The sequence below is a fragment of the Furfurilactobacillus cerevisiae genome (assembly GCF_048961765.1).
GTDB lineage: Bacteria > Bacillota > Bacilli > Lactobacillales > Lactobacillaceae > Furfurilactobacillus > Furfurilactobacillus milii_A.
In genome coordinates, this window is record NZ_CP185253.1 from 2,057,606 (window position 1) to 2,071,607 (window position 14,002).

Consider the following 14,002-nt stretch of genomic DNA (forward strand, 5'->3'; position numbering starts at 1 on the left):
AAGGATATCATTATGAAAATTACAGATTTTATCGACGACGTTCAACACGTGGGTATTCCAACAACAGATTTATCTAAGTCCATTGCTTTTTGGGAATCACTCGGTTTTACTAAACGGGGCCAATTCAAGAATGGCGACGGTCAAGTTGCTTTCATGACGCTTAACCACCTCACTATTGAAACTTGGACAGCTGATGAAACGCCAATGAAGCCTGGTGCAATCAATCATATTTCCCTAAATACTAGCAACGCGGATGAAGCATTCATTGCCGCTAAAGACGCCGGTTTCACAATGATTGACCACGAAGTTCAATCACTGCCCTTCTGGGACCACGGAATTAAATACTTTAATATCCAGGGACCTAATGGTGAAATTGTAGAATTTTGCCAAATTGTTACTGCTTAAAAACAGCATCACAAAAAGTTGAATATAAGGTAGATTGCAAATTTAATCCGAATTTTTGGACAAATTGGTCAGCATAACCTGATACGGTGTTTTCCAGTCAAGTATTTTAAGCGGTCTCTGGTTAATTTGGAGTAACGTCGTCGTTAAATCTTGAGCACTAATGTGCTCAAAACGAGTCCCCTTAGGATAAAAATAACGTAAATGGCAAATTCTATAATTAATCCGAACAGAAATTAAAAAGCCCAAAGTAATCACTTACAATGGTAGTAGCTAATTCCAACCAATATAGGGAGTGATTACTTTGGGTACATCTACTTTATCACGTTTTCAACGTGGCGCACTAGCACAACTGGTCAATGAGGGGAATAAATCTTACCAAGTAATGGCTGACGCCTTAGGCGTCGCCAAAGCTACGATTAGCTATGAGTTGGACCGGGTTAAACCTTATGATCCAGAATTAGCTCAGCAAGATGCAGATCGCAAAAGGCGGAATTGCGGTCGTCGTTCGATGCTGACGGCAGCATTAGCGACTTTAATTACCAATCACTTACGATTAACCTGGTCACCAGAAACCATTGCGGCCGCTTATAACTTGAGCACTGCGTCAATTTATAATTGGCTTAATCGTGGCTGGCTCCCCTTCAAATTGACTGATCTACCCAATCGGAATGTCCGCCAGCACCGAGTGAGCGAAAATCGTGGGAAATTTACAAGTGGGACTTCCATCGAACAACGGCCAACAACTGTTAATCAACGATTAGCTTTTGGTCATTGGGAAGTAGATACGGTGCTTTCTAGTCGAAGTGAGTCACGATCATGTCTGGTTACATTCGTAGAACGTAAGACCCGACTTCTATGGGCCATCAAAGCCCCTAATAGAACGGCTAAGGCTCTAAACACCGCCTTTGGCAAGTTTATGGGGGCCTTCGGTCCCCAAGTAAAATCCATTACTGTTGATCATGGTAAAGAGTTTGCCAATTATCAGGCCTTAGAACAGGATTATCAGATCAAAGTTTATTTTTGCCATCCATATTCACCATGGGAGCGAGGTTCCAATGAATATTTTAATAGACGGTTACGCTGGTTCTTCCCGAAAAAGACCAATTTTAGCCAAGTAACGACTGATGAGATCCTAGTAGCACTTGAACTAATTAATCAACGACCATTAAAAATACATCATCAACAGACTGCCATTGAAAGATTCCGGGCTTGTTCGGATTAAACTTGTAATTTGCCCAACAAAAAAAGCCGAACCAGGAAATGGTCGGCTTATTTTGTAACCACAACGTCAAACAATATTTAGCGATTAAATTTTATTCGTATCACTTAGCAGTATCTAACACTAAGGCCGTAAGCTTAGCGATACTGCCAGAAACGATAGTAACCTCAGGCAATTGGTAAAACGTGCTGGTTTTGGCGACATTCCAAATATCATGATTTGTAGCATAAATATATATTTTTCTATCTGCGGCTAACGCCAATCCCAGCTCAGTGTTGGCGCCCTTTCCGGCCGGATAAATCATGATAAACACATCGCAACTCATGACTGCCGTTTTCTCGTGAATACCAATTTTTTGTAACGCTTCAACAGTATTGGCTTCATTAACGGTCCAGTCATACACGTTTTGACACCCTGATTGATCCAGACGAGCCGCAATTTCACGAACGAGCGGTATGTTAGCAAACGAGCTAGCAATGTAATAATTGATAAAATCACCTGACTATCTTTTTTAAGATTCGATGTGTCATCTGTTTCTGGCAGGCTTTGTTTGAAAATCATTCTTAAGAATCCGAATGTACGACACATTTTAGTTTGAAAACAAAAAAAGAGCTCTAAGCTTTTCAATCTCGTACACGGTTCGTACACGGTTTTGAAAATAAGGCTTAGAAACCCTTTGATACCGGCGTTCTTGTGAACGCAATAATTGGGTATACTGGATTCGAACCAGTACATTACGGATTCAGAGTCCGGTGCCTTACCAATTTGGCTAATACCCAATAATCCATTATTAAAGTCGTAAATCTGCCAAGCAAGCGCCCGGGTGACTTTAAATCACCCCACTGGGGATCGAACCCAGAACTCCGCCTTGAGAGGGCGACGTCTTAACCAATTTGACCATGGGGCAAATTTACTTAATTAATTATACAGTACTGACAGATGACGTCAACGCCTTAACGCATAAAAATGGCGACTTTTTTAAATTCTCATTTTTCATTGCTTTTTTTAAGTCTAAAACTAAAAATAACGGCCGTTGCAATAATGTAACAGCCGTTAAGCTACTGAAATAAAAACACCACCCTGCGGCGGCCATTATTAGTCTATCGAAATTTGTTTGCGAACAATTTTAAATGGCTCCTCAAAGTCTCGATCGTAAATGTCACATAAGGCAACTATCAGCAAAAGTGGAATCGACTTAAGGCTAGTATCAGGATCTTCATAACGATAAAAAGCTGATTTACTAATTCGAAAGTTGTAACGCTCCTCCAGTTGTCGCAACACTTCCTTGCCAGTGAGACCCTTTTGCTTTCGCGAAAGGTGTAACCACGTTTGAATATCAGTTGGTTTTGTTTCCATGTTGCAAGTCAGCTCCTTTAGTGCTCATTTTATCAATTTATTGACGGGAATACGCGGTAAATAAGAAATTCGACTTGCGAGCATCGAGAATTAAGGTTACTATTCCCATATAAGGGAACGGTTTAAACATTTAATTATTAAGGGCGTGGTAACCATGGAAATTTTCCCAGTCTCGGGATGGCTGAAATCAAGGGGTATAACACAGCTTGAGGTCGCCGATTTATTGCAAATCAACAAAAGTACTGTAAGTCGCAAATTACACGGGCATTCTCAATTTAACGTTCGTGAGATTTCTTTACTTAACCAGCATTTTGGCATTCCACTGGAAGTATTTATGCAAACGACACAAAGTGATGATCCTACTAGATTATCTTAATAATTATCATGATTGTGGAGCATCATATTAAACTCAAAAAACGACGCACCTGATATTTCAGGGCGCCGTTTTTTGTTGTCAATTCTGAATTTATTCAGTTTCATCCTCTTTGACAACTAGCACATCTACGTCCGCATTACGCACCACGTATCCTGTTGTTGATCCGAGAATTGCTCGCTCAAATGCGTTTGTTCCAGTAGCACCGATAACAATTAAGTCGATGTCATGATGCTCTGGAAAAGTCTTGGCAATCGTTGGCTTTGGCGCGTCCTGCATTGCAAAGGCCGAAATACGGTCAAAGCCAGTTTCTGCCTGCATCTTTTGCGCCAGTTCTCCAACATATTTTTTAGCCTGCGTCAGCATTCCTTCTGACATCCCCGCCATTGCGTATTCAGGAGCCGCATACAACGGCGCAACAACTTGCAGTAATAGAATGTCTGCACCCGCCGCTTTAGCAATATCAACTGCTTTACGCAAGGCTAACTGTGCGTTTTCTGAGCCATCTGTCGGAACTAAAATGCGTTTCGGTTTAAATGTCATGTTCTGCCTCCTATATTTCATTTCCTTAGCTTATTGTATTTATAACATAAAACTATTTTGACTGCATTTTTTACGCCTGTATTCCTGTTGTTGATCGTCAATCGTCCTTGTTACAAAATTTGCTAGTAACTGCCAAGGATATTCAGCAATACGCCAGATTGTTTTTTGAAGACATTTTTGTTTGCGTCGATCATTAATTTCGTCCATGATTGTTGTATACAGAACCTAATGAAATGGAGCCTTGATATGGAGAATACATTCTTTCTTCTCATCATTTTAATTGCAGTCGTGGCCGCTGTGATCATGCATCATCATCTCAACCGCGTGCCGCTCCCCATTGTCTTTATTGTGGTGGGGATTTTATTGGCGCTGCTGCCGCTGTATCACCACTACATTTTTAATCCCAATTTGTTTTTATTTTTCATCGTGGCTCCTTTGCTCTATAACGAAGCACAATCGGCCTCTCGCTACTGGATTGGTCGCGGCGCCATCAACATTTTTTCGCTGTCCATCATGCTTGTCATTGCCACCGTGATTATCGTTGGTAGTGCACTTCACTTACTGTTTCCATTTCTGCCACTAGCCTTAGCCATTGCGCTATGTGCTATCGTGACCCCAACCGATGCATCAGCTGTCAGCGCTTTTGCTCAGCCCAATCCAAACTTCCAAGTTCCCTTCACTATCATGCAAAACGAATCATTATTTAACGACGCATCCGGCTTTGTGGCATTCGATCTGTCCCTACTAGCCTTTACTACTGGTTCATTTTCGACTAACAGAGCAGTTGGTGTGTTTGCGTTAGAGTTTATCGGAGGCTTGATCACCGGGGCAATTATCGGTGCACTCTTTTTAAGCATTCGCCGCGAGCTTATTCAAGCTGGTGATGACACACCATTCGTCATGATTACATTAGAATTATTAGTGCCATTTCTAGCTTATTTCGTCGCCGAACGCTTAACGTTGTCCGGAATTTTGGCGGTCGTTGCTGCTGGCTTGTTTCAAGGAATGGAAAATGACAGTTTACAGCTTGTTTCAAGTCGGGTACAGCTCGTCCGGTCAAACATATGGGAAATTGTTCAGGATGCGCTCACAGGGGTTGTTTTCGTCCTTCTAGGCGTATCCTTGCCGACAATCATGGGGCAAATCATTTCTAAGCATCCAGGTCTCCTTGGATTGCTGGTTATTATTGGGATTGTGCTGTATGTTTTGAAATTTGCTATTCGCTTACTGTGGTCGCGTTTTTTAGTTTGGATGCACATTTCTAGCAACCATCGCTGGCAAGACGCCTGGCTAATGGCGGTCAGTGGTGCCAGTGGGACTATTTCACTGTCCTTAGCCTTCCTGCTGCCAACCATCAACGGTCACGATTTAATTACTGATCGGAACGCACTCATCTTCGTCGTCACGGTGGTCATTTTAATCAGTCTGACGGTAGCCGCCATCGCTGTGCCAATCATCACAAAAATGCCCACTGGCAATCAGACAAAGCCGATGAACCAGTGGACACGAGAAATGATTATGACCGCTATGAACAAAGTTCGTTCCAACAAAAACGCGCCAACTGAAACACACATCGTGGTCGATGCGTTGAGTCAACAACTTCATCAAAACAATCGTCCACATCGTCGTGAGCAACGGCGACTGTTTGAAATTACTGATGCTGCCGAACGCGAGGTCATCAATCGTAAGCATGATCAGGGTGATTTTAGCGATGACGAAACGTATTATTACCTGCGTTTTTTAGACCTGACCAAATTCACGTTCAATAATACCGTTTGGCAGAATCTATGGCTCCGAGTGCGTTTTGGTGTCCATTCTAGTCGCTTGAGTCGTGACCTTAAGTTTGGCGAAGAAATGTTCTTCACAACACCATTGATTGCTGAACAATTTTATTGGCAGCGTCAATTTCATGCGCACGGTGAAGACATTCGCCCTTTAGAAGAAGTTGGCTATCAAGCAGTCATGCACGCCCTTCGACAAGAACGTCATCAACACGGCGAAGTCACGACCGTCGAACTGCATGATGTTCAGCGTTTTTATCGGGAACGCCATCGTCGGATGAACATGCCGGATCCCGTCCCGCAAGTCGTTTATCAACTTTTTCTAACCGCTTTCCACGCCGAATATGAATTTGTTCAAAACGCCCTCGACAAAGGCACCATTGATGTCGAAACAGCCGAATCACTTCAGCAACACATTATCTTTGATGAAATGGCTTATATTCAAAATAATGCCGCATTTATCAAACAGTAAGCGTAGATTGAGATGCAGTCGACAGCTTTTCAAAATGAATAATCCCTGCAATATCGTCGTTCATCGTTAAGGTACGCTCATGCAGCGCCTGTCCTTCAAAATTTCCTTCCATAATTTTGAAGGTTCCGGTAATATCGTTTACTTCCGTAACATAGGCAACGTGCATCGATTTAAACGACACCACGGAACCTACCGCTGGTCGAAAATCGACCAATAATCCCCGTTGTGTTGCCGATTCGGCCCATTGGTCACCGTTACCCAGATAACTGTATGTGTTAACCGGAATTTGTTGTTGGCGCAAAACGGCTGCAACAAATCCCGTACACTGTCCCACTGGATAGCCATCAATGCCGTCATAGAATCCTTGTTGCCCAGCTTGTTGGGCCGCCATCAATGCTTGACCAGATAACAAATGAGTTCCGCTTATGTTCCCTGTTATCAGTGAACCGCTGTCTTGATTTTGAACCGCAGATGGCGTTTGAACTGTCGTTGTACCCAGCCAAGAAACTTGATCAGCTGATACTTGAGTATTTGAAAGACCAACCGTAATACCACACGCACACCCGACTAACGTTAAACTAGTGCCAATTTGCTTGAATAATTTCATTTTGTCCCCTCCACACTGTCCTTTAAATCCGCTTCATCCTGATAATGATTGTCTTAGCGACTATAAACGTACGTATAGGTGCCGTCATTATTTTTCTTAAACGTAAATTCATGCTGACGCGCATCCGAGCAACGCCACCGCGAAAGTTCGTAATGAAGTGAACCACTTTGTTTTAATTTATAACTGACAGTCTTAATGGTTTTAGTTATATCTTCGTCGGCACGTTTAGCTGCACCGCGTAAAACTTTGTGTAAATCGTGAATAAATTCCGTTGCGTTTGTAATCATAATAATGGCCTTCTTTCGATTAATTTTTTGCGTAATCATAATTTATAATTAATCGTTATCATTATTCAAAACAAATGCTTGTGAATTCTAAAATCATTTTTGGGGCATGTAAGTTTATTCTGCTAAAAATCCTTTTATTGGCGTACACTTGGGTCAATATAATATCTGGGGATGACTTCATGGAATTAACCTTATCTGAATTACAGCCAAACGAAGCTGCTGACTTTTGGCAATTGGCTTTTAGCAATCCAAATGCTGAGTGGACAAAATGGAACGGTCCTTACTTTCATGACGTTTTACCGACACGTGAAGAATTTGTGAACGGTCCCGTAAAAGAACAGTATATTCACAATCCCTTTCGCCAGGTTATCAGAGTCGACGATAGGATGGTCGGTATGGTTTTTGCTTATTATGATGACGGTGACCTTAAACGGTGGCTTGATGTGGGTATTTCTATTTATGACCAAACAAATTGGCATCAAGGTCTTGGTCATCAAGCGCTGGCCAAATGGATCGATGCACTGTGGCAAATGGTCGACCTTCCTCACATTGGCCTCACAACCTGGTCCGGCAATGTTCGCATGATTGGTGTCGCTGAACATTTACACTTGAAACGGGAAGCAGCGATTCGACAGGTTCGCTATTGGCAGGGTCAATACTGGGATTCTGTGAAATATGGAGTCTTACGAGACGAATGGCAGTCTCCCAAAGATTAATACGTAGCACAAACAAAACCGCACCTACTGAATTACTCAGCAGATGCGGTTTTACTTGTATATTTGTACTAAATAATTATTCAGTGTCACTTACGAACAATTATTTTTGAACACGCTTTTGAATTTCGGCAGTTTCCTTTTCAAATCCGGGTTTGCCTAAAAGGGCGAACATATTAACTTTATAAGCTTCAACACCTGGTTGGTTGAATGGGTTAATCCCGTTCAAGTAGCCAGAAATACCCACAGCAGCTTCGAAGAAGTAGATTAAGTAGCCAAGTGAATATTCCGTTTGATCAGGAATGTGAACGGCCATAACAGGAACATCGCCGTCTGTGTGGGCTAGTGTAACAGCGCGGAATGCTTGCGTGTTAACATAATCCATCGTCTTGCCTTCAAGGTAGCCAATTTGGTCAAGGTCGCTGTCTTCCTTAGGAATGTCAATGTCATAATTTGGTTTATCAACCTTAACAACGGTTTCCATTAAGTTACGACGACCTTCTTGAATGTACTGGCCTAGTGAATGCAAGTCAGTGGAGAAGTTAGCACTTGATGGGTAAATGCCTTTTTGGTCCTTTCCTTCTGATTCACCCATTAATTGCTTCCACCATTCAGCAAAGGAAGCCATGGTTGGTTCGTAGTTTTCCAACAATTCCGTCGTCTTGCCCTTGCGGTACAAAATGTTCCGCAAAGCGGCATAACGGTAAGCATCGTTGTCTTCAATCTTGTCCGATGTGTAATCTTTAGAAGCGTCTGCAGCACCTTGCATCAATTTATCAATGTCGGCACCAGAAGCAGCAATTGGTAACAAACCAACAGCACTCAATACAGAGAAACGACCACCAATGCCATCAGGAACAACGAATTCTTCGTAACCCTCAGCGTCAGATTCAGTCTTCAGCGCACCGCGAGCACGGTCAGTTGTTGCATAGATACGCTTCTTAGCTTCGGCTTCACCGTACTTTTCAACCAACTTGTCTTTGAAGATACGGAAGGCGATTGATGGTTCAGTCGTAGTCCCAGATTTCGAAATAACGTTAACAGAAAAGTCACGGTCACCAATAACATGAATCAAATCGTGAACATATGAAGATGAAATTGAGTTCCCAGCAAACAGAACCAAAGCACCCTTACGTTCACTAGCAGGAAGTGCTGTGTAAAAGGCTTCGTTTAAAAAGTCAATGGCTGCACGTGCACCAAGATATGACCCACCGATCCCAATGACAACCAATACTTCTGAATCACTTTGAATTTTCTTTGCAGCAGCCTTAATGCGGCTGAATTCGTCCTTATCGTAATTCGTTGGTAAATCGATCCAGTCACGGAAATCAGCACCCGCACCTGTACCATTACGTAATTCTGAGTCAGCTGCAGTGACCATTGCCTGCATTTCACCCAGTTCATTATCGTGAACAAACTTTGTCAGATTCGAGCTATCAAAGGAAATATATGCCATGCTTCTCCTACCTCTTTCTTATAATGATTACGGTTACAAGTATACACTAATACATTGGTCTGTGGGCAATGAAAGCCAATTCATGAAATTGGTATATACCAAAATCAATAATATTTTTGCTCGTCATCCCCATGCTATCAACACCTAGACCACTCAAATTTTTTTTGGTCTAATTTTTAATTTTCTTCACAATTGAGCGATATAGATTCCGTTCGTTTTTTTGTTTGCCAAACAAAAAACAGCAGACATGCACCGTCTGCTGTAACTTTTTTAAGTGCTATTACATTGTTCCAAGCATGATACCACCAACGATAATCAAGACAGAGCCGATGATGATATTGACCATTTCCCAATGCGTCTTGCGTTCACCCAACAGCCAAATAGAACCAAAAGTAGAGATGATGATTCCCATCTGGGCCATTGAATAGGCAACCGCCAAACCAACTTTGATTGTGGCCAAGAACATGAACAGGTTACCAGTACCCCAGAAGAGCCCGGTAATAATGTTTTTCCAAGATGGTAACTGCCACATTTCTTTACGGGCACCAATCATGATAACGAACACAATTGCACCAAGGAACATCCCAATGGACTGTGGTAAAACAACCGCATGGGTAAAGTTCGTAACATCACCAACATTACCCCATTTTTCAAAACTCTTGATTACGATCGTGTAAGCGACGTAACCAAGGGTTGAGTACGTCAAAGCACGTGCACCGGCGCCAGTATTTTCATGACGATCCGTCTTCGTAGCATTTCGTTTGTCAACCCTTGACGTAAGTGCCGCCCCAATGATCAGGGCAATCACAGCAAGCGTGCCCAACGTGTACTGACGGCCCGTTGTCCATTCTCTGAACAACAACACGCCAGCTAGCGCGTTACCAGCAAGCTGCATCCCGGTCGAAATCGGGATCGTCTTGGAAACACCCAGTGCTTTCATGGAGGTAAACTGGCCGCCTTGACCAACTACCCAGAACAGCCCGGATAAGATTCCGGCAATCCAAACCTTGGCATCTAATGTTGGTCGATAAATAAACCAAGCAATGATTCCAAAAACAACAGCCCCCATTGTCATACCGAGCGTCTGCTGAGCGGCAGAACCACCCAATCGGCCTGAAACAAGGCCAATGCTCCCCCAGGCAATGACAGGGACTAAAGCAATAAGAATGTTTGTAACTCCCATGATTCAAAAATCTCCAATTCTCTAAATCTCTTCGTTGTCTAGTTTATTCAATTATTCAGCAACCGTTGCCGCAACATTGGCCACTTTAGCAGCTTCACTTAAGTCAGCACCGTCGACAAAACGTAATGCTAGTGATGATGCACCGATAACACCGGCATCGTTGCCCAGTTTAGCTAATTTCAGCGTTGTTGAAGCACGAACGGTTGAAAAGGCCTCCTGCTGGAATGTCTTGTCAACAAGGTCAAGTAAGAACTGACCAGCAGCCGACACGCCACCACCGATAACAACGTAACTTGGGTTCAACACGTTCGCCATGTTAGCAACAGCTAAGCCAAGGTACTGGCCCACTTTGTTTGTTACTTCGTTAGCCAAAAAGTCACCTTGTTTAGCTAAATCAAAGACAATCTTGGACGTGATTTCATCGCCGTTGTCGACCATTTTTTTAAGTTTAGAGTTACCAGAATATTCTTCGGCAAAATCGTGTGCCAAGTGAACAACCCCTGTTGCTGAAGCGTAGGTTTCCAAACAACCATGTTTGCCACAGGTACATAAGTAACCACCGGGTTGAACGGTCACGTGACCAACTTCACCACCGGCGCCGTTAACACCGTGTTGCAAACGACCGCTGGCGATAATACCACCACCAACACCAGTTCCTAAAGTAATGAAGTCCACGTCTGGTTCGTTGTTACCGGCACCCTTCCAACGTTCACCCAAGGCTGCAACATTGGCATCGTTGTCCAACGCAAACTTCATATGTGTACCAGCTTCGATCTGTTCCTTAGCCTTCTGGGTTGTCTTCCAGTTCAAGTTGTAGGCTGCAGTGACTGTTCCGTTTGCAAGATCAACTGTCCCAGGTGTCCCCATCCCAATACCAGCGAAATCGTTGGCACTCATTTTGTACAAGTCCAAGTGATGATTAATTGATTGCACAATATCGGGAATAATGTGTGAACCCTCATCAAGAATGTTGGTTGGTACGCTCCACTTTTGTTGAACGTCACCATCTAGGGTTAAAATCGCGAATTTAATTGTTGTCCCACCAAGGTCAACACCGATTAACTTTTTCTTCTTAGCCATAAAATTTTTCTCCTCAATTCTCTTCTTAACAAATAAACATGTAAAAGGTTTACGGTTTATTCTCTTACAATGAAAGCGTTTTTACAACCCCTTTTACATAACTTTTCTAATTTATTGATAACGTTTACAACTTGCAAAGTCGTTAATCCGCGCGGCTTAGCGGATTGTGGACTAGTCCATTACAGATTAATTTTTACACGAAAAAAATTTTCATTATTTACCAACTAGGCTTACGGTTTTAAAGATTGTCCATACGAACGATTTTGTATACGTACTTTTGCAAAAAAAACGTCATTCTGACGATTTGCCAGAATGACGCGTTCTCTATGAATCTAGAATGAGCATTAATCTCATTCAGTTCATTACTAGTATAGTTTTATGGAGGTGGCGGGGATCGAACCCGCGTCCAAGCATATCGCCACCCGAACCTCTACGCTCATAGTCAAACCATTTAAATTTCACTAACCAAAACGCCGTTTGACCGGGCAACCGTGATTAGCTAAGCCTGATTAATCTCTTCTGCTCACTTCAGGCGTGAGTTAACAGCGTAGCCCAAATTTTTGAGACCCGTAACCCGCCACCTGGGCCGTAACGGACGGATCTACGTCAAGCTACAATTAAGCAGCTAAAGCGTAAGAATTGTTATCTTTTGCAGATAAAAATTAGGTAGCGTTTTTACGTGGACGCAACCCACGAAGCGCAGTTCAAGCTCGACCTATACCTGTCGAATCCAGAACACCCCCAAAAGGTGCTCTATTATCATAACACGAGACCTTATAAACGTCTACGTATGAGGCTTGCCTCAGGGCTAACAAAAACGCCCACCAAATATTGGCAGACGTTTTATTTCCTTACAAAGTAAATTCACGCTTTAAACCCTGATCAGCCAGTGAAGACCCCAGCAATCAACCAGAGGTTTAAAATAATCAATACGACAGTGACGAGCCATGCCGTCCACTTTACCCATGTCTTATTACGGAAATCACCCATCAATTCTTTGTTACTGGTGAACAAAACCAGTGGCACCATGGCAAACGGTAACGCGACACTAAGGAAAACCTGTGATAACGTCAGCAAGTTTTCAATCTTGGCCTCATTGCCATGATAGATAAAGGCAAATATCAACACTGGTGTAATGGACATCAGTCGTGTTAACAGCCGCTGAGCCCAAAGCGGAATCCGAAGATGAATGAAACCTTCCATAATTATTTGCCCAGCCAGCGTACCGGTAATGGTCGAACTTTGACCAGAAGCAAGTAACGCGATGGCAAACAGCATGCTGAGCAATGGGCTGGCAATGGCGCCCACAATCTTTGAGTTGCTTAACGCATTGAATAAATCAACGAAGCGACCGAGTTCACTGTTAGTGCCGTAGAACAGAGCCGCACCCAGAATCAATAACAGACAGTTGACCACAAATGCAATCGTTAATTGAATGTTTGAGTCGGCAACTGTAAAACGAATGGCCTTTTTAACACTGTCGTGATCGTCACGATCCAAAGCCCGCGTTTGGGAGATAGATGATCCCAAGTACAAGTCATGTGGCATAACCGTGGCCCCCACAATCCCTAATGCTAGGTAAAGCATTGGTTTGTGCGTTAGCAATTGTCCCGGATGTGGCACGAAGCCAGCGAAGATCTGTGGGACGTTTGGCTGGGCCAGAATGACCTCATACAAGAAGACGAACAGGATAACAGCCACCAATGTGGCCACAATCGCTTCAATTTTACGGAAGCCCATTTTCATCAACACTAGCAGCAGCAAAACATCAAACGCCGTGATAATCAAACCAACGATCAACGGGAAACCAAACAACAACTCTAGCGCAATCCCTGAACCAATAATTTCTGCGACATCCGTCGCCATAATTGCAAGTTCTGTAATGATCCATAGAAAGATTCCCATACCACGGGACGTTCGCTCACGGGTCATCTGTGCCAAATCTTTACCAGTTACAATTCCTAAGCGAGCTGACATTGCTTGCAACAACATCGCAATTAAACTCGACAACAGAATGACACTGATTAATGCGTATTTGTACTGAGCACCACCGGCAATTGACGTGATCCAGTTACCAGGATCCATGTACCCAACGGCGATCAATGCTCCCGGTCCAGTATAGGCTAGTAACGTTCTGAAATAGCCTGCGTGCTGTGGCACCAGAATGGAGCCGTTCACTTCATCCAAACTCTTGGCATGATTACCAGTTGTATCAACAAAGTGTTTTTTCTTAGAAGTCTTCTTCTCGGCCACCAACGTGTCGTCCATGACTTCTTTTTTTTCGTGCTTTTTGCTCATTTTCGTGCCCTCTTTTCCGTTTTGATTCCTGAATAATAATCAGGTCTAATCCTTCAAAGATGGTCGCTAGCGTCGCATCATCAAAAAACACATCAGTGATACTGATTGGCTTTTTGCTAAGTCGACGTAACATCGGACTGTTACGCATTTAATTTTTAGATTTTAAAACCGTCACAATCACTCCATCTTTGCGAAATTGATAGTCCTTTTTGAACCACGTATACTATGT

General features: G+C 43.0%; 14 protein-coding genes, 2 tRNA genes, 1 other RNA gene and 1 pseudogene. 5 read left to right on the forward strand and 13 right to left on the reverse strand.

Features of this window, described 5'->3' with window-relative positions; genetic code table 11:
- Window positions 1–12: 12 nt before the first annotated feature.
- Window positions 13–405, forward strand: coding sequence for a VOC family protein (locus tag ABUE36_RS10025; protein ID WP_421016673.1), 393 nt, complete (start codon window positions 13–15; stop codon window positions 403–405).
- 42 nt (window positions 406–447) lie between these two features.
- On the opposite strand, the pseudogene ABUE36_RS10030 reads toward ABUE36_RS10025, so the two are convergent.
- Window positions 448–609, reverse strand: a pseudogene (locus ABUE36_RS10030) (IS30 family transposase); the annotation flags it as partial.
- Window positions 610–706: 97 nt separating this feature from the next.
- Between ABUE36_RS10030 and ABUE36_RS10035 the strand changes: the two are divergent.
- Window positions 707–1,627: an IS30-like element ISLsa1 family transposase gene (locus tag ABUE36_RS10035; protein WP_420326648.1), complete on the forward strand. Its 921-nt coding sequence runs from the start codon at window positions 707–709 to the stop codon at window positions 1,625–1,627.
- Between the two features lie 100 nt (window positions 1,628–1,727).
- Here ABUE36_RS10035 and ABUE36_RS10040 read toward each other — a convergent pair whose 3' ends face one another.
- From ABUE36_RS10040 to ABUE36_RS10055, 4 genes are all read right to left on the reverse strand, one after another.
- Window positions 1,728–2,027: a group-specific protein gene (locus tag ABUE36_RS10040; RefSeq protein WP_191989548.1), complete on the reverse strand. Its 300-nt coding sequence runs from the start codon at window positions 2,025–2,027 to the stop codon at window positions 1,728–1,730.
- 303 nt (window positions 2,028–2,330) lie between these two features.
- Window positions 2,331–2,403, reverse strand: a tRNA-Gln gene (locus tag ABUE36_RS10045).
- A 55-nt stretch (window positions 2,404–2,458) separates the two neighbouring features.
- A tRNA-Glu gene (locus ABUE36_RS10050) sits at window positions 2,459–2,531 on the reverse strand.
- A gap of 188 nt (window positions 2,532–2,719) precedes the next feature.
- The gene (locus tag ABUE36_RS10055; RefSeq protein ID WP_161001683.1) at window positions 2,720–2,980 is read right to left on the reverse strand and encodes a hypothetical protein; all 261 of its coding nucleotides are present in this window, start codon (window positions 2,978–2,980) and stop codon (window positions 2,720–2,722) included.
- Between the two features lie 154 nt (window positions 2,981–3,134).
- Between ABUE36_RS10055 and ABUE36_RS10060 the strand changes: the two genes are divergently transcribed.
- Entirely contained in the window at window positions 3,135–3,356 is a 222-nt protein-coding gene (locus ABUE36_RS10060) for a helix-turn-helix domain-containing protein (RefSeq protein WP_161001682.1), read from the forward strand.
- 90 nt (window positions 3,357–3,446) lie between these two features.
- Here ABUE36_RS10060 and ABUE36_RS10065 read toward each other — a convergent pair whose 3' ends face one another.
- Window positions 3,447–3,896: a universal stress protein gene (locus ABUE36_RS10065; RefSeq protein WP_161001681.1), complete on the reverse strand. Its 450-nt coding sequence runs from the start codon at window positions 3,894–3,896 to the stop codon at window positions 3,447–3,449.
- A gap of 246 nt (window positions 3,897–4,142) precedes the next feature.
- Between ABUE36_RS10065 and ABUE36_RS10070 the strand changes: the two genes are divergently transcribed.
- The gene (locus tag ABUE36_RS10070) at window positions 4,143–6,149 is read left to right on the forward strand and encodes a cation:proton antiporter (RefSeq protein ID WP_161001680.1); all 2,007 of its coding nucleotides are present in this window, start codon (window positions 4,143–4,145) and stop codon (window positions 6,147–6,149) included.
- Here the strand turns inward: ABUE36_RS10070 and ABUE36_RS10075 are convergent.
- Both ABUE36_RS10075 and ABUE36_RS10080 read right to left on the reverse strand, forming a co-directional pair.
- Window positions 6,139–6,756, reverse strand: a complete 618-nt coding sequence (locus tag ABUE36_RS10075; protein ID WP_161001679.1) for a CHAP domain-containing protein — start codon at window positions 6,754–6,756, stop codon at window positions 6,139–6,141. The two genes, ABUE36_RS10070 and ABUE36_RS10075, sit on opposite strands and share 11 nt — an antisense overlap.
- Window positions 6,757–6,809: 53 nt before the next feature.
- A complete protein-coding gene (locus ABUE36_RS10080; protein WP_161001678.1) occupies window positions 6,810–7,043 on the reverse strand; it encodes a hypothetical protein in 234 nt (77 codons plus the stop codon).
- A gap of 179 nt (window positions 7,044–7,222) precedes the next feature.
- Here ABUE36_RS10080 and ABUE36_RS10085 point away from each other — a divergent pair, with 179 nt between their 5' ends.
- On the forward strand, window positions 7,223–7,759 hold the full coding sequence (locus ABUE36_RS10085; RefSeq protein WP_161001677.1) for a GNAT family N-acetyltransferase: 537 nt from the start codon (window positions 7,223–7,225) through the stop codon (window positions 7,757–7,759).
- Window positions 7,760–7,859: 100 nt separating this feature from the next.
- Here ABUE36_RS10085 and ABUE36_RS10090 read toward each other — a convergent pair whose 3' ends face one another.
- The 5 genes from ABUE36_RS10090 to ABUE36_RS10110 form a co-directional block, all read right to left on the reverse strand.
- The gene (locus tag ABUE36_RS10090) at window positions 7,860–9,212 is read right to left on the reverse strand and encodes a glucose-6-phosphate isomerase (RefSeq protein WP_017262254.1); all 1,353 of its coding nucleotides are present in this window, start codon (window positions 9,210–9,212) and stop codon (window positions 7,860–7,862) included.
- A 280-nt stretch (window positions 9,213–9,492) separates the two neighbouring features.
- A complete protein-coding gene (locus ABUE36_RS10095; RefSeq protein WP_161001676.1) occupies window positions 9,493–10,395 on the reverse strand; it encodes a GRP family sugar transporter in 903 nt (300 codons plus the stop codon).
- 51 nt (window positions 10,396–10,446) lie between these two features.
- Window positions 10,447–11,475, reverse strand: a complete 1,029-nt coding sequence (locus ABUE36_RS10100) for an ROK family glucokinase (protein ID WP_161001675.1) — start codon at window positions 11,473–11,475, stop codon at window positions 10,447–10,449.
- Between the two features lie 376 nt (window positions 11,476–11,851).
- Window positions 11,852–12,218, reverse strand: a transfer-messenger RNA (tmRNA) gene (ssrA, locus tag ABUE36_RS10105).
- A 139-nt stretch (window positions 12,219–12,357) separates the two neighbouring features.
- The gene (locus ABUE36_RS10110) at window positions 12,358–13,743 is read right to left on the reverse strand and encodes an Nramp family divalent metal transporter (RefSeq protein ID WP_162855643.1); all 1,386 of its coding nucleotides are present in this window, start codon (window positions 13,741–13,743) and stop codon (window positions 12,358–12,360) included.
- Between the last annotated feature and the right edge of the window lie 259 nt (window positions 13,744–14,002).